The 20,675-nt window shown below is 42.3% G+C and carries 18 protein-coding genes; 8 read left to right on the forward strand and 10 right to left on the reverse strand.

Annotated features, from left to right (window positions below):
* Nucleotides 1-678: 678 nt before the first annotated feature.
* The 3 genes from NI464_RS07590 to def all read right to left on the reverse strand — a co-directional run bounded on the left by NI464_RS07590 (nucleotide 679) and on the right by def (nucleotide 3,815).
* Nucleotides 679-2,709 (reverse strand): TonB-dependent copper receptor, encoded by a 2,031-nt coding sequence (locus NI464_RS07590; protein ID WP_253138094.1) that lies wholly within the window; start codon nucleotides 2,707-2,709, stop codon nucleotides 679-681.
* Between the two features lie 72 nt (nucleotides 2,710-2,781).
* Nucleotides 2,782-3,192: a DUF2946 family protein gene (locus NI464_RS07595; RefSeq protein WP_253138095.1), complete on the reverse strand. Its 411-nt coding sequence runs from the start codon at nucleotides 3,190-3,192 to the stop codon at nucleotides 2,782-2,784.
* Nucleotides 3,193-3,284: 92 nt separating this feature from the next.
* Entirely contained in the window at nucleotides 3,285-3,815 is a 531-nt protein-coding gene (gene def, locus NI464_RS07600; RefSeq protein WP_253138096.1) for a peptide deformylase, read from the reverse strand.
* Between the two features lie 119 nt (nucleotides 3,816-3,934).
* Here def and NI464_RS07605 point away from each other — a divergent pair, with 119 nt between their 5' ends.
* The 3 genes from NI464_RS07605 to tsaC are packed head-to-tail and all read left to right on the forward strand — an operon-like array spanning nucleotide 3,935 to nucleotide 6,896.
* Nucleotides 3,935-5,089 carry a LysM peptidoglycan-binding domain-containing protein gene (locus tag NI464_RS07605; RefSeq protein WP_253138097.1) on the forward strand — a complete coding sequence of 385 codons (1,155 nt, stop codon included), beginning with the start codon at nucleotides 3,935-3,937 and terminating at the stop codon, nucleotides 5,087-5,089.
* Between the two features lie 56 nt (nucleotides 5,090-5,145).
* Nucleotides 5,146-6,285 carry a DNA-processing protein DprA gene (gene dprA, locus NI464_RS07610; protein ID WP_253138098.1) on the forward strand — a complete coding sequence of 380 codons (1,140 nt, stop codon included), beginning with the start codon at nucleotides 5,146-5,148 and terminating at the stop codon, nucleotides 6,283-6,285.
* Nucleotides 6,286-6,326: 41 nt separating this feature from the next.
* Nucleotides 6,327-6,896: an L-threonylcarbamoyladenylate synthase type 1 TsaC gene (tsaC, locus tag NI464_RS07615; RefSeq protein WP_253138099.1), complete on the forward strand. Its 570-nt coding sequence runs from the start codon at nucleotides 6,327-6,329 to the stop codon at nucleotides 6,894-6,896.
* A gap of 445 nt (nucleotides 6,897-7,341) precedes the next feature.
* Here tsaC and NI464_RS07620 read toward each other — a convergent pair whose 3' ends face one another.
* The gene (locus tag NI464_RS07620; protein ID WP_216986403.1) at nucleotides 7,342-8,238 is read right to left on the reverse strand and encodes a DMT family transporter; all 897 of its coding nucleotides are present in this window, start codon (nucleotides 8,236-8,238) and stop codon (nucleotides 7,342-7,344) included.
* Nucleotides 8,239-8,428: 190 nt separating this feature from the next.
* Here NI464_RS07620 and NI464_RS07625 point away from each other — a divergent pair, with 190 nt between their 5' ends.
* The 3 genes from NI464_RS07625 (at nucleotide 8,429) to NI464_RS07635 (ending at nucleotide 11,032) form a co-directional block, all read left to right on the forward strand.
* Nucleotides 8,429-8,974, forward strand: coding sequence for a glutathione peroxidase (locus tag NI464_RS07625; RefSeq protein ID WP_180038387.1), 546 nt, complete (start codon nucleotides 8,429-8,431; stop codon nucleotides 8,972-8,974).
* A 323-nt stretch (nucleotides 8,975-9,297) separates the two neighbouring features.
* Nucleotides 9,298-9,897, forward strand: a complete 600-nt coding sequence (locus NI464_RS07630; RefSeq protein WP_253138100.1) for a hypothetical protein — start codon at nucleotides 9,298-9,300, stop codon at nucleotides 9,895-9,897.
* Between the two features lie 139 nt (nucleotides 9,898-10,036).
* Entirely contained in the window at nucleotides 10,037-11,032 is a 996-nt protein-coding gene (locus NI464_RS07635) for a pirin family protein (RefSeq protein WP_253138101.1), read from the forward strand.
* 41 nt (nucleotides 11,033-11,073) lie between these two features.
* Here NI464_RS07635 and NI464_RS07640 read toward each other — a convergent pair whose 3' ends face one another.
* The gene (locus tag NI464_RS07640) at nucleotides 11,074-12,450 is read right to left on the reverse strand and encodes an NAD-dependent succinate-semialdehyde dehydrogenase (RefSeq protein ID WP_253138102.1); all 1,377 of its coding nucleotides are present in this window, start codon (nucleotides 12,448-12,450) and stop codon (nucleotides 11,074-11,076) included.
* Nucleotides 12,451-12,809: 359 nt separating this feature from the next.
* On the opposite strand from NI464_RS07640, the gene NI464_RS07645 reads away from it, so the two are divergent.
* Nucleotides 12,810-13,982, forward strand: coding sequence for an SIR2 family protein (locus tag NI464_RS07645; protein WP_004732605.1), 1,173 nt, complete (start codon nucleotides 12,810-12,812; stop codon nucleotides 13,980-13,982).
* Entirely contained in the window at nucleotides 13,982-15,676 is a 1,695-nt protein-coding gene (locus NI464_RS07650) for an ATP-binding protein (RefSeq protein WP_004732607.1), read from the forward strand. Before NI464_RS07645 ends, NI464_RS07650 begins: the two co-directional genes overlap by 1 nt.
* Nucleotides 15,677-15,720: 44 nt before the next feature.
* Here NI464_RS07650 and NI464_RS07655 read toward each other — a convergent pair whose 3' ends face one another.
* The 5 genes from NI464_RS07655 to NI464_RS07675 all read right to left on the reverse strand — a co-directional run bounded on the left by NI464_RS07655 (nucleotide 15,721) and on the right by NI464_RS07675 (nucleotide 20,674).
* Nucleotides 15,721-16,140: a F0F1 ATP synthase subunit epsilon gene (locus NI464_RS07655; RefSeq protein ID WP_148334828.1), complete on the reverse strand. Its 420-nt coding sequence runs from the start codon at nucleotides 16,138-16,140 to the stop codon at nucleotides 15,721-15,723.
* Between the two features lie 27 nt (nucleotides 16,141-16,167).
* Complete coding sequence (gene atpD, locus NI464_RS07660) at nucleotides 16,168-17,562, reverse strand: F0F1 ATP synthase subunit beta (RefSeq protein WP_004644863.1); 1,395 nt, start codon at nucleotides 17,560-17,562, stop codon at nucleotides 16,168-16,170.
* A gap of 26 nt (nucleotides 17,563-17,588) precedes the next feature.
* Entirely contained in the window at nucleotides 17,589-18,458 is an 870-nt protein-coding gene (gene atpG, locus NI464_RS07665) for a F0F1 ATP synthase subunit gamma (RefSeq protein ID WP_004644862.1), read from the reverse strand.
* An 89-nt stretch (nucleotides 18,459-18,547) separates the two neighbouring features.
* Nucleotides 18,548-20,092, reverse strand: coding sequence for a F0F1 ATP synthase subunit alpha (atpA, locus tag NI464_RS07670; protein WP_004644861.1), 1,545 nt, complete (start codon nucleotides 20,090-20,092; stop codon nucleotides 18,548-18,550).
* Between the two features lie 45 nt (nucleotides 20,093-20,137).
* On the reverse strand, nucleotides 20,138-20,674 hold the full coding sequence (locus tag NI464_RS07675; RefSeq protein ID WP_004280992.1) for a F0F1 ATP synthase subunit delta: 537 nt from the start codon (nucleotides 20,672-20,674) through the stop codon (nucleotides 20,138-20,140).
* Nucleotide 20,675 lies beyond the last annotated feature (1 nt).

Consider the following 20,675-nt stretch of genomic DNA (forward strand, 5'->3'; position numbering starts at 1 on the left):
TAATTTCTACCATCAATCAATGAAAATAATTTCGATCAATCAACCAGTAAAAATCCACACAAGTTGTTCTTCATAATCTCTTAATGATCTTCTTGCTAATTCGTCACCAGCAAGCTAGATCGGCTATATTACTCTCTATCTCTAGAAAGTCAACCAGTAATTCAGATTATTTTTAAACTTATCAAATAAAACCCAACTCAATCAAACTTAACTAAGTCACTGTTTTATCAGAAGTTTTAATCTTCATCACCGCCGATGGATGTGCATTCTACAGTATTTCAGAGCCCTTGCAACACTTCTTGCAAAGATTTTTTATCGTGTGTTTATTTTTCAAACCAATAAAAACATAAGACACTGTTATATATAGTTAATTTATTTTCATTATTTTTGAATTTTATTGAGCACATCCAACAAAATCCACCCATAAACACAATAAGATATTGTTTTATTTTAATTTAAATTATAAAAATCTTTATTACATGACTTATATCGTTCAATTCACATTCTATTCTTGTTTGATTCTTCAGCAATCTGGCGTTTATATACACAAAACTTGTTTTATTGGGTCTTCTTCCAATATACATAGGCCCGATTTAAATATGAAAAAATTGATTGCAACCCTAAAAATTAAAAAAGCCACTGCTATTTAGCAATGGCTTTTGGAATATTAAGCAACAATTAGAATTTCATACTGACACGTGCCCAGTAATTACGTCCCATATTATTAAACTGCTCGGTTGCTGGTAAACCTGTCCCGGAAGCACCCATTTTATTTAAGTGCTCGGTATAAGTCCGGTCTAGAACATTATCGACTCCGACTGATACATCCACGCTATCCATAACATGGTAGCTACCGTTTAAAGACAAAATACCAAAGCCTGCGCTCTGCTTGTTGTCATAACCCACAATATTACCTTCGTTAAGACTGATCCGGTTTTGACCATCTACTACACGCCATAGCAATCCAAAATTATATTTGTCTTGAACATAGCGCAAGTTAACACGGGCTTCTAAAGGAGAGATTTGTGGTAACGGCGTATTATCTGTGGTGTTTTCACCCCAGGCATACATGGCGCTGATATCGGCCTGCAGGCGGTCAGTAAACTGGTAACCAATTCCAGCTTCTGCACCAGCGATAATGGCATCGACATTACGGGTATGTGCTTCGAGCATTCCCATCATGCCAGTAGGTTTATATGTCGTTAACACATAATCATTAATCAAACCTGCGTATGCGGATGCCCATGAGTTGAAATGACCATGCTCATGTTGATAACCAAAATCTAGCTGTAATGTCTTTTCAATATCAATATTGGCAAAAGTATTGACGTTATCATTTCCCGTTTTAGGACTGAATAATTCCCAGTAATCCGGCATACGCTCGACATAACCCAGGCCAATATAGGTCTTGCCATCGTCATGATCGGGATGATGATTTTCAAAACGAATAAAAGCACTCGGTAAAGTTTCATTGCGTTCCTGTTGAGATTGAACAGCGTCTACATTGACCTGATCAAGACGAACACCAGACACCAGCTTATTGTTATCACTAAGCCGATAACTCAATTCTCCAAAAGCCCCCACAGACTGGAATTGCATATCTTTAGTACGCGGCTGAGTTTGATACGGCGTCATCAGACTTCCATTACGTTTAGTATGTTCGTTATTCTGACTATCGATACCAGTAATCAGCTGCAATTTATCCCACTCATTGGTCATTGCCATACGCGCGTTCAATGTTTTACGTGTCACATTGGTCGCCATTGGCATACTCATCATTCCTCCAGGCTGGAACTCGCGCAAAGTAAAATTATCCATGACATGATCATTAAAGTTGTAGTTCACTTGTGCTTCTATCTTTTGGATCACATCCGTGACGTTGTGCTTTTCCACACGTAAACCCAGACTTTCGCGTGCGAACTTGGAACCATCCATTGCACGGCCAGCATAAACCGCTTCACCATCCGCCTTACCACCCGTCAGCTCTACCCAGGTATCCTCATCCGGTGTCCAACCTAATGCGACATCCGCATTCCAGCGCTCCCAATCTGAAGGCACAGTGGTTCCATCACCATCTTGATAACTATTCGATACCGAGCGATTGGTATTGAGTCGGACATATTTCTGATCATCGCCTGCTGCAACTTCGACATTATGATCAAGACGTCCGAAAGAGCCCATCAAGACACTGGCCTGACCGCGATAGTTTTGATCTTGATCAAACTGTTCCGGTGTACGTTCGAAAATCACCGTTGCCGCAGAGCCAGTATTGGCATATTGAACCGTCTGCGGGCCTCTAATCACCGAAATACGGTCATAGCTTTCCGGAGAAATATAAGAGGTCGGCGAATCCATACGACTTGGACAGGCGCCCAGGTTTTCGGTGCCATCAGTCAGGATTTTTATCCTTGAACCAAACATGCCACGGAAAGTGACATCACCATTGGTGCCGGCACCGCTATTGACCGAACTAAAGCCGACAATACTTTGCAAATAATCCGCACCATCACTGGCAGGAATCGGTTGAATCGGCTGTTTTGGATCAGCGCGGACAATCAGCCCATTGGCATCATTACCTGATGCTGACGTCACCACAATCGGGGCAAATGTCTGAACCGGCATGGCGTCATTGGCCATCACTATCGAAGAATAACAAGCAACACAAATCGCAGCCGCAAGTGGCTGTAAAGAAAATTTAGGCTGAGCCATTTCTCTATCTCACTAAATACATAAATTAGGCACGGCTTGAGTCAATACCAACCCAAGCTGAAAAATGCAGATTTATGCAGGCAGTGGTGGCGCTCGCCCCTGAGGCATTAAGAAAAGTTGCTGAAGGACAAACCAGACATGCTTAAAGGTTTTTTGATAGGCAATTAAACGGACATGAATCCGGTCAAGAACCTGTTTGATGTCTAGATCTGGTGGTAAGACTAAATTGGCATGAACCTTACAGTACTGACACTGATGATTGGCATCATGATGATCATGTTGAAGATGATCAGATTGGATAAGGTGACTATGCTCGCCAGCGCTATGCTGCGCATGAGCATCTGTCGCGATAAAAAGCGCACGCATGATGGTTTCACAGACCGGAGCAACCTGATATTGCTTCGGTAACAAAGGCTGTAAAAATACAGCAATCTGTAGAAACACAGCTGCAAATGCAAATAGCAGCCCCGCGCGTAAAAACACAGGCTATTCCTAAAACATGCTTATGTTGATTATAACAAAGCCCAATCAGAATTGGGCTTTGCTAGACCATTTAAATAAACTTTAAAATGATCCTAGCGTTTCACTGCCACCTTGTCTTTATTACGCTGGCGAACCAGTTTTTCCACTTTTTCACGTGCACGTTGACGTTTTAATGGCGATAAATAATCGACAAATAATTTGCCATTTAAGTGATCCATTTCATGTTGGATACACACAGCGAGAAGTCCGTCAGCATCGAGCTCAAATGCTTGACCTTCCAGATTAATTGCCTCAATTTTTACGCGTGACGGACGATCAACTTTATCGTATATTTGAGGAACTGATAGACAGCCTTCTTCGTAGGGCTGCGTTTCTTCAGTCAATGGTGTAATTTTGGGGTTAATAAACACCATCGGTTGATCTTTATTTTCAGACAGATCCATAACAATCAGCTGAATATGACGATCCACCTGAGTCGCGGCAAGTCCGATACCTGGTGCTTCATACATGGTTTCAAACATATCTGCAGCGAGCTGACGAATTTCATCAGTCACATCTTCGACAGGTTGTGCAATGGTACGAAGACGGGGATCCGGGAAACTTAAAATAGGTAATAAGGCCATACTGCGTCCTCAATTATGCCATTGATCAAAAAACCAAATGAAGGGAATGCTTCATCAAAAAATGTGTGTAAGATCGTTATTATAACGCAACTACGCACATAATTTTAGGAATTATGATAATGAAAAAGGTTTTGAAGGGCATGCCATTTTTTAGTGCCTTGGGGTTTAAAAATCAGATGCTGGCACTCGCCGTTTGTGTCGGTGTCGGTATGGGGACTATTCATTCTGCCGAGGCCGCACCTGCACGTAATGTCAATCCGCCGGCATTAAAAGCCAGTGCACCCAATATTTATGTGGTCAAAAAAGGCGATACCCTCTGGGACATCTCAAAACGCTTTTTGAAAAACCCGGTGCGTTGGCCTGAAATCTGGGCCAGCAACAAGCATGTGAAAAATCCACATTGGATTTTCCCGGGCGATCGCCTGTTGATGTGTGATTACCAGGGCCGTCCGATTATTGGCAAAGATGAAGGTGATGGTTGTGACGGTATTATCAGCCGCTATCTGGGCAGCACCTCTCTGCAACCTCAGATTCGGGTTGAATCTTTAAACAATACCATTCCAGTGATTCCACTAGAACATATCAAACAGTGGCTAGAGCGCTATACCCTTCTGGCGCCTGATTCAGTTCAGGGCACACCCTACATTCTCGGAACTGCAGATCAGCGCGTACTGGCTGGCAAAGGCCAGAAAGTTTATGCACGTGGTCACGGTCTGGTAGTGGGTCAACGCTATGCCGTTTATCGTGAAGCTGAACCGTATGTATTTACGGATGCAAACGGCAAGAAATATACTGCTGCACTTGAGCTGCAACAGGTGGCATCTGGTATTGCAGTTCGTGGCGAAGGTGATGTCACCACACTTGAACTGACAGATAGTTACAATGCTGAAGTACGTCGCGGTGATCGTGTCTTACCAGAATACGATCCAATGTTACCGACTCTGTTCTATCCGACCAATGCAGAAAATATTGCTGCCGGTGGCCAGATTGTGCGTGTATTGGGGTCAATTGGTACAGCAGCACGTCATAGTGTTGTCACCATTGACCGTGGTACGGCACATGGAGTTCAGACGGGTCATGTCTTTAGTGTGAATCAAAAAGGTGAAGTGGTCACTGATCCTAAAACTAAAGAACGTGTGCAATTGCCAGGTGAGCGTATTGGCCAAATCATGGTATTCAAAAACTTCGATCAATTAAGCTATGCCTATGTGCTAGAGAGCGAATTACCAATCAAGGTTGGTGCAGGAATTCAAGCACCTCTTTTAGATGAATAAATATTTGTCTAAATAAAAAAACTTAATAATAAGAAGACAACCCTATAGGTCTCAATATGCTGAACCCGTTATCACGCGCGCAACTGGAAACAATTACGTTATGGTATCTGGTTCAGCATTCTCTTTCGAGTTTCTATAAAATCAGTCAACATTATGCCGAACTGGCGCATGCCCTTCAGCCGGATCAAGTACCCGTCTGGCAAGCACTCGGCCTTCATGCCAATCATGTGCAGCGCTTAAAAGAGTTTTACCTCCCAGAAGCGCAACAGAAATTTCAGCGTTGTCTGCAACAGATCCAGCAGGATAGCGATTTTATTTTATTGCATAGCGATCCGCATTACCCGCAGCAGTTGCATCCTTATGTAGATAAACCACCGATCATTTTTGGTCAAGGTCGACCTGATACCCTGCTTCAGGCACAGATTGCAATTGTGGGCAGTCGCAAACCTAGTCTGCATGGCCGGCAAGTGGCTTATGATTTTGCTTTTTACCTGAGTGAACAGGGTTTTTATATCAATAGCGGTCTGGCACACGGTATTGATGAAGCAGCACATCGGGCTGCCTTACAACATCAAGGGACGATAGCAGTGATGGCGACTGGACTGGATCAAACCTATCCAGCACAACATCAGTCACTACGTCAGCAAATCATTGAGCATGGCGGTGCCGTCATCAGTGAGTTTCTGCCAGATACATTGCCTTTGCAACACCATTTCCCACGGCGCAACCGAATCGTCAGTGGTTTAAGTCTAGGTGTGATTGTGGCAGAGGCTGCATTAAAAAGTGGTTCTCTGATTACGGCTAAACTGGCAGCTGAGCAAGGTAAAACTGTGTTTGCCATTCCGGGACATATTTACAGCGAGCATCATCAGGGCTGCCACCAACTGATTCGTGAAGGTGCAATTTTGATTGATCACCCGCAGCAGGTCATCGAAGAACTGGCACTGGCGACGCAATGGCAGGCTTTGGAAAATACTCCCAAACTGGAAGTCGCTGCAGCAGAATCACAACAGATCCCACCACATCTTCTTAGTCTATATAACCAGCTGGACTGGGTGGGACAGACTCTGGATCAGCTGGGAACGCAGGTGCAGCAAGAAGTATCTGCCTTGACCAGTCAACTGATGGAACTGGAATTACTCGGTTTTTGCACCCAGCAAGCCGGCCTGTATCTACGTTGTCGGATTCTTAAATAAGGTTCACAATAGCGCTTTGTTGTTTAATATAAGGTATCCACATGATCACTACCTCTGTTGCCGAAGCAGCAGCATGGCTTAAAGACGGACAAGTCTTGGCATATCCCACAGAGGCTGTTTGGGGCTTGGGTTGCGACCCCTATAATGAACAGGCATTTCATCAAATTTTAGAATTGAAGCAGCGCCCGATTGAGAAAGGTGTAATTTTGTTGGCAGCTCATCTTTCACAGGTAGAACATCTGCTGCAGGATTTAAGCGAAGAAATGCGTGACAAAGTGATTGAATCTTGGAACCATGACAGACCTGCTGATCGCGCGACCACTTGGCTACTTCCTGCAAATAAAGACATTCCTGACTGGATTAAAGGTCATCATCCTAAAGTAGCCGTCCGCGTGACCACTCACCCGCTCTGTGTCGCATTGTGTCAGGCCTTTGGCGGTTTTATCGTTTCGACCAGTGCCAACCCTGCCGGTATGGAACCTGCCCGCTCACTGCAGGATGCGATCCGCTATTTTGACCAGAATCTAAATTATCTGAATGGTGACCTCGGTTTAAGTCAGCAACCAAGCCGGATCATTGATGCAGTGACTGGCGCAATTATTCGTGACTGAGTCCTGTCTGATTTAGTCGGGACACTCAAGCCCGACTAAAGTTTTAAGACAAAAAAAAGCTCAGCCATATAGGGATGGCTGAGCATAAAAAAGGATGTGCATAAATCACATCCAGAGGGTTCAGAAAATCTCTGGGAGTCTGATAAAACAAGGATTTTCTTGCTTGATCATTCTCGATGGGCGCATTATGAAAGAAACTGAGTACAACGACAAGTACAATAAAACAATCAAATAATACATATTTTCTATTAATAGCAAACAATTTTTAACCAATATTCAAAATATCTTGCTCTTTCTATTCTCTTTTTAAAATAAAACGATATTTTTCTATTTGTTTTAACATTTGAAAATTAGCATTTAAAAGGGGATTTCAATTAAAAAAGTTTTGATCAACCGCTTAATGTTTAATCAGACAAAATTCTTAATTAGCTCTTTTAATTCCTAATTAAGCGGATCTGCCGGGATATTGAGCCCAGAGGATTCCGAGTAAAATGATGCCACCACCAATACTGTGATACATGGTCCAGGCTTCACCCAGCCACAAATATGCCACTACTGCGGTAAAGATCGGCATCAGGTTCATAAAAATGCTGCTGCGATTGGGACCAAGTTGCTGCACGGCCATCATCCAGAACAAGGGTGCGGCAATGGAAGGGAAAATTCCGGCATAGATAATACTGGCTGCATTAGCATGATTGATGCTGTCCAGACCTAAAAATAACACCAAAGGAATATGATAGAGAAAGGCCATAAAAATCTGAATATACAGGCTCACTAAGAGTGGAATCTGAATCTGCCATTTTTTCAGAAACACGCCATAACAGGCATAGAAAAATACTGCGATCAACATCAACAGATCGCCAATATAACTTTCACCGACAGTTAAAAACTGCAGGCCCTGCCCTTGTGCCATGACATACATCAAGCCAATAAAAGACAGAAGACTCCCCAGCACTGCAGCCTGTGTTGGGCGAATCCTTAAAACAAAAATACCCACGATAATGGTAAAAATAGGAATAAAGGCATTGATCAGGCCCATATTGGTTGCAGTGGTATAGTGTGCCGAACTATAAGCCAACCCCTGATACAGCACCATTCCCAGCGCACTCAAAACAGCAAAATGCCCGAGATGCGGACGAATCTGCGGCCACGCCGCTTTGACTTTGGGCAACATGAATGGAGTTAAAATCAGCAAGGCCAAGGCCCAGCGGTAGAAACTAATACTGATGGGAGAAATATAATCTGCCACATAACGGGTGACGGTCATATTCAGAGACCAAATCAAAACTGCGGCCAGTGGTAAGGCCATGGCCCACCAGACTGCCTTTTGTTGCTGTGTCATACTTTCATCCATGAGTCGCTGGTCTTGTTATTAAGCTATGCCTATTCGCGCATCCTAGCATAATAGATTTTTCACATAATATTGAGGCAATTTGCAGCTTTAAGTAACTGAGCTCACCTGTTTCTACTTGTGCTGAAAGCGAATACCCGTTAAAACAAATACCGTTCAGTCGCAATAAACAGGAAATCTAATGACTCGCTCTGTATATGACATTCCAGTCAAAACCATTGAAGGAACAGAAACCACTTTAAACCAGTACCAAGGTAAGGTTTTGCTGGTGGTTAACGTCGCATCTAAATGTGGCCTGACGCCGCAATATGAAGGCTTACAAAAACTGTATCAGGACAAAAAAGCGGAAGGTCTGGAAATTCTGGGCTTCCCTGCCAATAACTTTTTGGAACAGGAACCGGGTAGCGAAGCCGAGATTCAGGAATTCTGTTCAGTAAATTATAAAGTCGACTTCCCGCTATTTGCTAAAATCTCTGTCGCGGGCGAAGACAAGCATCCTTTATATACCACCCTTACGCAAGCGATCCCGGAACGCATCGGTGAAGGCCCTTGGTGGAAAGATCTGGTCGATTATGGCCTAACGCCAAACCAGCCACCAGAAGTACTATGGAACTTTGAAAAATTCCTGATCAATAAAAATGGTGAAGTGGTGGCACGTTTTGCACCGGATATTACTGCGGATGATCCACGGATTGTCGATGCAGTGAACGCAGAACTTGCAAAATAATTCTCGATTATTCTCATAAGCTTCAAGCTTGAAATAAGTATCTATTTTCTTGATAGATACTTATTTTTTTAAAACCGCTATTTAGCTAAATTGAGATTAACCGGACATATCTTCAAAATGATTGCAGGCCGAACAAGCCAATTTGGTGAGAACAAAGTACTTCTTTACCAGTTTTTAATAATCTTTTTCCTGTTTTTAAATAAGGAAACATTCGCAACCCAGAAGAATTGTTATGAGTTTGCAACAATCTTTTTTATCTCCATAGTTTGTCCTTATATTAGATACTATTAAAATTCCATCACCTGTATCGAGACCCTGATTCCATGTCCAAGATTCTTGCCAATGCTGTCCTTCCTTTCGCATTATTTAGCTCGGGAATTTTACTGATGGGCTGTGAACAGGCTGTCGAAGCACCGGCTGAACAGGCAGATACCACGACCTCAGATCTGGAACTAGCCTCTCAGCAACAGAGTTCAGCAGCGCAAACCGAACTTAAATCGGGCAATATGTTTTATATGGTTCGTGATGTCGCCGACTTGCAGCTCAAGGCCGGCAGTTATGTGGAACAGTTAAAACAGACCCAGACCGAACTGCAAACGGCGGTCGAAGCCAAGGATACCCAGCAACTGCAGTCCACTGCGACCCAGCTTCAACAGCAACTCAGCAGTTTTAATCAGGTGTTGGGCAACCTGAACTTGAAAAGTCAGGAAATTGACCAGATTCGTGACAACATTATGACCGCTAATCAGCAAGTTCTGGCTTCTCCCCTCTTAAATGGTCAGGTGGATTTCAGCCAAGTGAACTTGAAAAAGATTGAATCGCAGATGGTTAATGTGCAATCCGAAATGGTCAAACTGGCCGGCTTGCTGATCCAGAATCCAGATCAGGAAGCAGAGAACAATACTGATCAGGACAATACTTAAAATATTCAAAATCATATTTAAGGTGATTGATCGAAATACGTCTTCCTCAGTCGCCTTGCAGGCTATACACTGTTATGGATTATAAAAATTACATTTAGATCAAGAATTTTCATCCAATCGGATCATCAGGAGTTCAATCATGTCGAATTCAGTGCTGTATTCTGTGGTTCCAGTCACATCCCGGCTTGATCTGAAAGATCCTTTTATTTTTACCGTTCATCATCAAGATCATTATCCGCAAGGCAATTCTAAATTAGGCCCAGTTTCCCCGCCACAGCAGCATGAATATGACATGTATTATGGCGAGAGTATTCCTGGCTTTCCGGAGCATCCGCATACAGGTTTTGAAACCATTACCATTGTCGAGCGCGGTTATGTCGATCATTTTGACTCGCTGGGAAACTCGGGACGTTATGGTGCAGGTGATGTGCAATGGCTGACTACCGGCAATGGGGTGCGGCATTGCGAGATGTTTCCCTTAGTCCATCAGGATCAGGACAATCCTCTGGAGCTTTTTCAAATCTGGCTGAATTCCTCACCGGAACAGAAAAAGCAGCCGGCCGATTATAAAATGTTGTGGCGTGAACAGATTCCACATGTATTTTCAGCAGATACGGCCGGACGTAAAGCGGATATCCGGGTCATTTCAGGACAATTTAAACAGACTCAGGCACTGGACCGCCCGCCACATTCATGGGCAGCCATTCCAGAGAATCAACTCAATATTTATTTAATCACTTTAAAGCCGGAAGCGGAATTAACCATTCCTGCCAGCACTGCTACTGCAACACGTTTTTGTTATTTCTATCAAGGTAACAGTCTGGAGCTGGAAGGACAGAAAATACAGGTCAAGCATCTGGTAGAACTGAAACCAGATCAGGACATTCACCTCAAAGGCAGTTTACTGGAATCGCATATTTTATGGCTAGAAGGTGAACCGATTGGCGCACCTGTTGCCATGCATGGGCCTTTTGTTTTGAATAGTGCGCAAGAACTGGATACAGCTTTTCGCCGCTATCGCGAAACCCAGTTTGGTGGCTGGCCTTGGCTAAGCGCTGAACCCTCATTTCCACCAGAACATCCACGTTTTGCCAGTTATGAAGGTGGCAAACGTGAAGAATATCCAGACAAATAAGCCACTGAATAGTAGCTTATTTGACATCAGATCAGCTCATATTATTTTTTCGGGCTTTTGACGACGACCAATTTCTTCTGCACAAACTCTCTAAAACCATCAATCGACAGTTCATGCCCATAACCGGAATTTTTGATTCCACCAAATGGTAACTCAGGCGTGGTATCAGTAAACCAGTTGATCCAGATCATGCCCGTTTCGACACGTGAAGCCAGCTTTTTCGCCCGCTCGATATCTTCTGAATGAATTACGCCACCCAGACCATAATTGGAATCATTGGCAATCGAAACGATTTCATCCTCATCCTTGGCCACATAAATCTGGGCAACCGGACCGAAGAATTCTTCATACCAGGCATCGTTTTCACGCGTGATATTTTCCAAAATCGTCGGCTGATAAAAATTGCCTGCATGCTCATACGGCTTACCACCAGTGACCACTTTCGCACCATGTTCTACCGCCTTATCGACCTGTTCGGTCAGCTTTTCCAAAGCGTCAGCGGAAGACAGCGGCCCTAAGGTAGTTTCCGGATCGAGCGGATCGCCCAGCTTTAACTGTTCAAAGGCTTTGAGCATCCCAGCCTTGAATTGTTCAGCGATTTTTTCATGCAGGATAAAGCGTTTTGCTGCCGTACAGACTTGGCCGGCATTATTCACCCGTGCCTGACAGCCCAACTTAATAGCACGTTCCAGATCGGCATCATCGAGTACGATAAATACATCATTCCCGCCCAATTCCAGTGTGGATTTTTTAAGATGTTTCCCGGCCTGCTCAGCCACTGCACTGCCTGCGCCTTCAGAACCGGTTAGTGCCACCCCGCGTACACGCTTGTCTGCAATCACATCTTTAACCTGATCGGAGCTGATAAACAGATTGGTCCAGACACCTTTGGGTGCGCCTGCATCCAAGACCAATTGCTCAAAGGCTTCTGCACATTGCGGCACAATGCCGGCATGTTTTGCCAGAACCGGATTACCAATGGCACAGTTCGGTGCAAACACTCGCATCAGTTGATAAAATGGGAAATTCCACGGTTCTACCGCCATGATAATACCCAGTGGATGATGCTCAACCCAGGCTTCTCCCAGTTCCGTTTCATAGGACACGGGTGCTAAAAATTCTTTGGCATGATCAGCATAGTATTCTGCGATTTTGGCACAGGTTTCGATTTCACCTTCACCCTGCTTGATCAGTTTCCCCATATCCAGCGTCATGAGCTTAGCCAGTTCAGACTTTTGCTCTCGCATACTGCTGGCTAATTTTCGCAGTACTTCAATACGGGTATCGACCTGTTGTGACCAGTCTGACTTTAGGATTTGTTCTGCAGTATCGAGGGCATTTTGAATATCTTGATCGCTATGGGATGGGTAGTCTTTCAATTTTTGATTGGTAAATGGATTAATAGATTGATAAGCCATGATTTTCCCTTTTTCAATTATAAGTTTTGCCTGTTCAAAACCCAATTGCATCAAGTTATAACAAGCGAGTATCTGTTCGAATTATTTAACTTATCATTGATTTTTTTATGGCGTCTGTCTGCTTACAGATTGGTTCAAAACATTACTGAGAGCAGGTAAAAGTTATATTGAGTGGTACAAAATGAAATTTGAGCAACTTATAAAAAGTTAAGAGCTATCAAGTTTGGATAAAAATTTTGATGACATATTTAAGGTAAAGATTGTAGAGAATAGAAAATTTTTAATTAAATCTAGAATATGACTATTTTTTTAATATAATAAAATTATAATAAAAACAATTACTTTACAAGAATATATTAATGGGCATCAGATTTTATAGAAGCACACCTAATGAGAAGTTTATCCCTCATAGAGATGACGAGACTGAGCAACAGACTAATGACTTAAATGATCTCAAAATCAAGCTTAAAACAGCACTTCAAATGCCCAATATTATGGTACTAGCTGGTAGTGGAACTTCGCTCGGTAAAGTAAAAGGCCCAAGTATGCCTGACTTATGGACATTTTGTATTGAAGATCCATCTAGGAAGACTGACGCAGACAAAATCATTGCGCAAATTGACTATGATCTTACTAGTCCTACTAAGAAGAATATTGAAGAATTTCTCTCATACTGTGAAGCATATCAACAGATTAAAGAATGTCCTGAATTAGAGGCTTTCTTAATAAAATCAAAAGAAATTATCTTAGATAAATGTAAATTTGATAAACCTCTATCTGATTTATTTGCACATATGGAGTTTATAAAAAAACTTGCTAGACGAAAAAGTAAAGATAATAGGATTAAACTTTTTACCACAAATTATGATACTTGCTTTGAAGAAGCTGCAGGAAAACTTGGAATTACAATAATTGATGGATTCACTTTCTCTACGCCTAGAATTTATAGTCCTCAATTTTTTGATTATGACATTATTAAAAGAGATTCTATTAATACGTCAACCACACCAAAATATTTGGATGGTGTATTTCATATGTATAAATTACACGGCTCTGTTAATTGGTTTAAAAGAACGGAAACTGATGGTAGTTTTGTTATTGAGCAAAAAGAATCTAATGATGCTAAAAATGTATGCATGATTTTTCCTGCAAAAGGCAAATATCAACAGTCATACATTCAACCTCACCTAGAGCTGATAGCTAAATTCCTTCAAGGTATACGTGAACCAAACACTTGTTTAATAACAACAGGTTTTGGTTTTAATGACGATCACTTATCTGAACCGATATATGCTGCATTACAATCTAATCCACACTTAAAATTAATCATCGTAGATCGCTCTGTAGAACGAAAGTTTAAAAATCCAGATGATTTTTCACCATACTGGAAAAAATTTAAAGCACTTGCTGATAAAGGCTTAGATATTTTATTTATTGAAGCTGATTTCGAAAATTTTGCAATTAACATTCCAGACCTCAAAGCTCTGAGCCCTGCAGAAAGTCTTTATCAAGTTATTCATGGGGGTAGCTAATGGGTGAATTAGAAAATACAGGAATTGTACGTTCTGAACTTCTGTTCGGTAAAGTTAATGCAATTTCAGCAAACTCATTACAATTCGAATTCATTAACCTACAGCATGAACCTGCTTATTTTGAAGGTCGTAGGTATGGTAAAGGTGAAGTTGGTGAATTCGTCATTATTGAAAGTCAGATTAATTTAATTCTTGGCCGCATTGTCGAAATAAAGAAAGCCGATTTAGAACTTTCAAATTTAGATATTGTTGGAAGAATTCAACTTCTTGGTTCTATCCAAATGGATAATCTGAAAGTTACAGCAGGTATTGATTACTACCCAAGCATCAATGACTTAATCTATTCAGCACCACATGACTTCATAGCAGAAATTCCTCGCAGGATGAACCATATAACCCCAGAAATTGAACTAGAAATTGGATCCATAGACCTAGATAGAGACTGTAAAATTACAGTTACACCTGAAAAGTTATTTGGTCGTCATCTTGGTATATTAGGATCTACAGGTGGAGGGAAAAGCTATACAACTGCTAAAATTTTAGAAGAATGCCTTAGATATCATCCAAGAATAATTCTTTTGGATGCAACTGGTGAATATAAAGATTTTGATCAAGAAGGCGTATTTCACTTACATCTCGGAAACTCTATCAACCCTGCCAGTAAAACTACAGAATGCTATCTACCTCCTGAATGCTTCTTAGAAACTGACTTTCTTGCACTATTTGAACCTTCAGGAAAAGTTCAAGGACCTAAATTTCGAGAAGCGCTAAAAAGTTTAAAGTTAGCAAGAATAAGAAATGATTTATATGCATCTGAATATATTTTAAAGACTGATCAACCTAAAGGTGATTTTAATAGTTTATATAAAAGCTATAATCTTGATGATCCAACTTTAAGTTTCAATTTAAGCCACCTATCTTTTCAAATTGAACAAGAATGTATTTTTCCAGATGCAACCAATTGGATCGAAAAAAAACCAATCAAAGATATTACAAGATGGGGGAATCATGATGGACAATCTTTTGCTAATTGCCTTTCTTTAATAAGCAGAATTACAACAATTATTAATTCACCGCCATTTAATACACTTTTCCATCCAACTCCTAAAAATATTTCTTTAATAGAAAAAATCAAAGGATTCTCATCATCTACAGATCCAAGTCACAAACTCTTACGTATCGATCTAAGCGGGATTCCTTTTGAATATAAAGCACGTGAAATCATTGCAAATTGTATTGGACGTGCCTTACTAAATGAGTCTCGCCAAAGAGTTTTTCAAAAAAAACCAGTTGTTATTTTTCTTGATGAAGCACATAACTTCATTGGTAAAACAATTGGTAATGAAGATACTTTAGCCAAACTCGATGCTTTTGAGCTTATTGCTAAAGAAGGTCGTAAGTTTGGGTTAAATATCTGTCTTGCTACTCAAAGACCAAGAGATATTACTGAAGGTGTTTTAAGTCAGCTTGGTACATTGATCGTTCATCGCCTTACAAACGATAGAGATCGTGAAATTGTAGAAAGAGCCTGTGGTGAAATTGATAAAGCTGCTTCTGACTTCCTACCAAGCCTACAACCAGGTGAGGCTGTGATTATTGGGAATGACTTTCCTATCCCATTGACCATAAATATTAAAAAGCCAACAATAAAACCAAATTCGGAAGGTGCAAATTTCCAAGAAAATTGGGCATAAAAAAACCACCCTTTCGGGTGGTTTTTTCAATCTCAAACCGTCTCTTATTGAGCGCGGTTTTTGATTTTGCGGATCGTTTCCAGCTGAGCAGCAGTTTCTGCAAGAGCAGCCAAAGCAGCAGCAGCGTCCAAATCGCCCTTTTGATTTGCTAGCAATTGTTCAGCGTGTTTACGCGCTTCAATAATTGCAGCTTCATCCAAGTTTTCTGCACGGACTGCAGTATCTGCAAGAACCGTAACAACATGCGGTTGAACTTCTAGAACACCACCAGATACATAGATCAACTCTTCTGTACCGTTTTCCAAAATAACGCGGATCGCGCCAGGTTGGAGCAAAGTTACCAACGGAGCATGGCCAGGCATAATACCCAACTCACCGCCAGCACCTTTTGCAATTAGCATAGTTATAGTGCCTGAGTACAAAGACTCCTGAACACTTACAACATCACATTGCATAGTCGCCATGAGAATCTCCTAAATTAGAGTAGCTAATTAAAGTTTCTCGGCTTTAGCAATAACTTCGTCAATACCACCAACCATGTAGAACGCTTGTTCTGGGATATGATCGTATTCACCAGCTAGAAGACCTTTAAAGCCACGAATCGTTTCTTTAAGAGATACTAATTTACCAGGAGCACCAGTAAATACTTCAGCTACGTGGAACGGTTGAGAGAAGAAACGCTGGATTTTACGCGCACGGTAAACAACCAGTTTATCTTCTTCAGCAAGCTCGTCCATACCAAGAATCGCGATGATGTCTTTAAGCTCTTTATAACGTTGCAATACGTTCTGTACAGAACGTGCAATTTCATAATGCTCTTGACCAACAACTAACGGATCTAACTGGCGTGAAGTTGAGTCTAGTGGATCGATCGCTGGGTAAATACCAGAAGATGCGATGTCACGGCTCAATACAACAGTTGCGTCCAAGTGAGCAAACGTTGTAGCAGGCGATGGATCTGTTAAGTCATCGGCAGGTACGTATACCGCTTGGATTGACGTAATAGAACCAGACTTAGTCGATGTAATACGTTCTTGAAGAACACCCATCTCTTCTGCAAGTGTAGGCTGGTAACCTACTGCAGATGGCATACGACCTAGAAGTGCTGATACTTCAGTACCCGCTAGTGTATAACGATAGATGTTATCTACGAACAATAGTACGTCACGGCCTTTACCGTTTTCGTCTTTCTCGTCACGGAAATATTCAGCCATAGTCAAACCAGTCAACGCTACACGTAAACGGTTACCTGGTGGCTCGTTCATCTGACCGTAGACCATTGCTACTTTGTCTAGAACGTTAGAATCTTTCATTTCGTGATAGAAGTCATTACCTTCACGAGTACGCTCACCAACACCAGCAAACACAGATAAACCTGAGTGAGCTTTCGCGATGTTGTTGATCAACTCCATCATGTTTACAGTTTTACCAACACCGGCACCACCGAACAGACCAACTTTACCACCTTTCGCGAACGGGCAAAGTAAGTCAATGACTTTAATACCAGTTTCTAAAAGATCAGTAGAAGCCGCTTGTTCTGCATAAGAAGGCGCTTGACGGTGAATTGGTAAACGCGCTTCAGTCGCAACAGGACCAGCTTCGTCGATCGGGCGACCAAGAACGTCCATGATACGGCCTAGAGTCGCTGTACCTACTGGTACAGAAATCGGCGCGTTAGTGTTAGTTACGTTCAAACCACGCTTAAGGCCTTCAGTAGAACCCATTGCAATAGTACGAACTACGCCATCACCAAGCTGTTGCTGAACTTCTAAAGTAGTTTCAGTACCATCTACTTGGAGAGCGTCATAGATCTTAGGAACGCTGTTGCGTTCAAACTCGACGTCGATAACCGCGCCGATGATCTGAATGATACGACCGCTATTCATTGCTGTCTCCTCAATTCAAAATAATGTTAAACGGCAGCGGCACCACCAACGATCTCAGAAATTTCCTGAGTAATCGCGGCTTGACGCAGCTTGTTATAAATAAGTTGCAGGCTCTTAATGATCTCGCCTGCGTTGTCTGTCGCTGCTTTCATAGCGACCATACGTGCAGACTGCTCACATGCGATGTTTTCAATCACACCTTGATACACCACAGACTCGATATAGCGAACCAACAAGCCATTTAAAAGCTCTTCAGCTTCAGGCTCGTAGATGTAATCCCAACCGTATTGACGGTTCAGATTCTTGTCTTCTTCAGCAGCAGCCAAAGGAACAAGTTGTTCGATTTTTTGATTTTGAGTCATGGCATTGACAAAGCCGTTTGACACTAGATAAATACGATCTAACTCGCCTTTATCATAAGCGTCCAACATCACCTGTACAGAACCAGATAACTGCTCAAGACTTGGGGCATCGCCGACTTGCGTCGTCGCACCAAGCACTTTACCGCCGTAGTTTTTAAAAAACGAAACCGCTTTTTGACCAATTAAAGCAAATTGAACTTCAATTGACTGCTCTTGTTGCTGTTGAACGTGTTTAACCACTTTCTTGAACAGGTTAATGTTCAAACCACCAGCAAGGCCACGATCTGAAGACACAATAATATAGCCAACGCGCTTAACCGGGCGTTCAACCATATAACGGTGTTTGTATTCAGGATTCGCTTGGACCAAATGAGCAATTACACGGTGCATATTTTCGGCATACGGACGGCCTTGAGCCATGCGCTCTTGCGCACGACGCATCTTAGAAGCTGCTACCATTTGCATCGCTCGAGTAATCTTCTGCGTGCTCTTGATACTAGCTACTTTGGCGCGAATTTCTTTTAAATTTGCCATACGCTTAACCTAGTATTCGAAAGCCCTTGCGAGCTTCCGAAGGTTGATTCCGTGAACCAAACCGACACTAAATTCAACAAAGGTTGAAATTAGTAAGTTTGAGTCGCTTTAAAGCTTTCAATACCTGCTTTGATTGCAGCTTCGATGTCTTTGTTGTAATCACCAGAGGCATCGATTTGTTGCATTAACGCAGCATGTTCTGAACGGAAGTAAGAAATCAACGCAGCATCAAAGTCTACGATTTTCTTAACGTCTACGTCAGCCATGTAGCCTTCGTTAGATGCATAAATTGAAACAGCTTGGTCAGCAATTGAGTATGGAGCATATTGTTTTTGCTTCATTAACTCAGTTACACGTTGACCATGTTCAAGTTGCTTACGAGTTGCTTCGTCAAGATCAGAAGCGAACTGAGCAAATGCTGCCAATTCACGGTATTGCGCCAAAGCAGTACGGATACCACCAGACAATTTCTTGATGATCTTAGTTTGCGCTGAACCACCAACACGAGATACAGAGATACCCGCGTTCACAGCAGGACGAATACCCGCGTTGAATAATGATGTTTCAAGGAAGATCTGACCATCAGTAATCGAAATTACGTTGGTTGGTACGAATGCAGATACGTCACCCGCTTGAGTTTCAATAATCGGCAATGCAGTTAATGAACCAGTTTGGCCTTTCACTTCACCGTTAGTGAATTTCTCAACGTAGTCAGCAGATACACGAGAAGCACGTTCAAGTAGACGCGAGTGTAGATAGAATACGTCACCTGGATACGCTTCACGACCTGGTGGACGGCGTAAAAGCAATGAAATTTGACGGTAAGCAACAGCTTGCTTAGACAAGTCATCATAAATGATTAACGCATCTTCACCGCGGTCACGGAAGTATTCGCCCATTGTACAGCCAGAGTACGGAGCTAGATACAGCATTGCTGCTGGATCAGCTGCAGCTGCTGCTACAACAGTTGTATACGCCATAGCGCCAGTTTCTTCTAGCTTGCGTACCACGTTAGCGATAGTCGATTGTTTTTGACCGATTGCTACATATACACATTTAATGCCAGAGTTTTTCTGAGCGATGATCGCGTCGATCGCCATTGCTGTTTTACCAGTTTGACGGTCACCAATGATCAACTCACGTTGACCACGGCCTACAGGGATCATTGTATCTACTGATTTATAACCAGTTTGTACAGGTTGATCCACTGATTGACGCCAAATTACGCCTGGTGCTACTTTTTCAACAGCATCAGTTAATTTTGCATCAATAGGGCCTTTACCATCAATCGGGTTACCCAAAGCATCTACTACACGGCCTAAAAGTTCTGGACCAACCGGAACTTCTAATACACGACCTGTGCAACGCGCTTTTTGACCTTCTTGAAGGCTTAAGTAGTTACCTAAAACAACGACGCCCACTGAATCCTGTTCTAGGTTCAGTGCCATACCGTAAAGGCCGCCGTCGAATTCGATCATTTCACCGTACATAGCGTCAGCTAAGCCGTGAATACGCACAATACCGTCGGAAACCATAACAATGGTTCCTTCGTTCTTAGCGGTTGCGCTGGTGTCCAGATCGCCGATACGCTGTTTAATGAGCGCACTGATCTCGGATGGATTCAGTTGTTGCATTGCGCTATACCTCAATCTTTTTAAAGTTCAGTCTTCTAAATGCAATTAAGCAAGAAGACGAGTACGCATTTTTTCAAGCTTGTTAAGCGCAGAATCATCTATCACTTGGTCGCCTGCACGAATAACTACACCAGCAATCAGCGCCGGGTTAACTTCTACAGAAACATTTACCGCCGCTTCGAATTTCTTCTCTAATGCATGCGCAAGTAATTGTTCTTGTACTGAAGTTAATGGGAATGCAGATTCAATCACTACATCCACAGTATTGTTATTCTGTGATTTAAGCTGCTCATATTCTGCTGCAATCTCAGGAAGAAGAACCAAACGGTTATTCTCTGCAAGCAATGTCAGGAAGTTAGACACTGCTGCAGTTTGGTCTTCACCTAAAACTTTCGCAAAAAGAGCCACCTGCTCAGCAGGTGTAAGCTCAGGGCGATTTAGATAAGCTGAAAATGCTTCGTCTTGCACCGCAGCACTGAGCAATTCAAGTGCTGTTGACCAAGAGTCAGTTGCACTTTGCTCAGAAGCGTAAGCAAATGCTGCTTTAGCGTATGGGCGTGCCAACGTCAAGAGTTCAGCCATA

It is taken from the genome of Acinetobacter lwoffii (assembly GCF_024129685.1).
Taxonomy (GTDB): domain Bacteria; phylum Pseudomonadota; class Gammaproteobacteria; order Pseudomonadales; family Moraxellaceae; genus Acinetobacter; species Acinetobacter lwoffii_X.

Coding starts and splice junctions, on each gene's coding strand:
- NI464_RS07590 (WP_253138094.1), bottom strand. CDS start 2,709: ATGGCTCAGCCTAAATTTTCTTTACAGCCACTTGCGGCTGCGATTTGT.
- def (WP_253138096.1), bottom strand. CDS start 3,815: ATGGCCTTATTACCTATTTTAAGTTTCCCGGATCCCCGTCTTCGTACC.
- NI464_RS07605 (WP_253138097.1), top strand. CDS start 3,935: ATGAAAAAGGTTTTGAAGGGCATGCCATTTTTTAGTGCCTTGGGGTTT.
- dprA (WP_253138098.1), top strand. CDS start 5,146: ATGCTGAACCCGTTATCACGCGCGCAACTGGAAACAATTACGTTATGG.
- tsaC (WP_253138099.1), top strand. CDS start 6,327: ATGATCACTACCTCTGTTGCCGAAGCAGCAGCATGGCTTAAAGACGGA.
- NI464_RS07620 (WP_216986403.1), bottom strand. CDS start 8,238: ATGACACAGCAACAAAAGGCAGTCTGGTGGGCCATGGCCTTACCACTG.
- NI464_RS07625 (WP_180038387.1), top strand. CDS start 8,429: ATGACTCGCTCTGTATATGACATTCCAGTCAAAACCATTGAAGGAACA.
- NI464_RS07630 (WP_253138100.1), top strand. CDS start 9,298: ATGTCCAAGATTCTTGCCAATGCTGTCCTTCCTTTCGCATTATTTAGC.
- NI464_RS07635 (WP_253138101.1), top strand. CDS start 10,037: ATGTCGAATTCAGTGCTGTATTCTGTGGTTCCAGTCACATCCCGGCTT.
- NI464_RS07640 (WP_253138102.1), bottom strand. CDS start 12,450: ATGGCTTATCAATCTATTAATCCATTTACCAATCAAAAATTGAAAGAC.
- NI464_RS07645 (WP_004732605.1), top strand. CDS start 12,810: ATGGGCATCAGATTTTATAGAAGCACACCTAATGAGAAGTTTATCCCT.
- NI464_RS07650 (WP_004732607.1), top strand. CDS start 13,982: ATGGGTGAATTAGAAAATACAGGAATTGTACGTTCTGAACTTCTGTTC.
- NI464_RS07655 (WP_148334828.1), bottom strand. CDS start 16,140: ATGGCGACTATGCAATGTGATGTTGTAAGTGTTCAGGAGTCTTTGTAC.
- atpD (WP_004644863.1), bottom strand. CDS start 17,562: ATGAATAGCGGTCGTATCATTCAGATCATCGGCGCGGTTATCGACGTC.
- atpG (WP_004644862.1), bottom strand. CDS start 18,458: ATGGCAAATTTAAAAGAAATTCGCGCCAAAGTAGCTAGTATCAAGAGC.
- atpA (WP_004644861.1), bottom strand. CDS start 20,092: ATGCAACAACTGAATCCATCCGAGATCAGTGCGCTCATTAAACAGCGT.
- NI464_RS07675 (WP_004280992.1), bottom strand. CDS start 20,674: ATGGCTGAACTCTTGACGTTGGCACGCCCATACGCTAAAGCAGCATTT.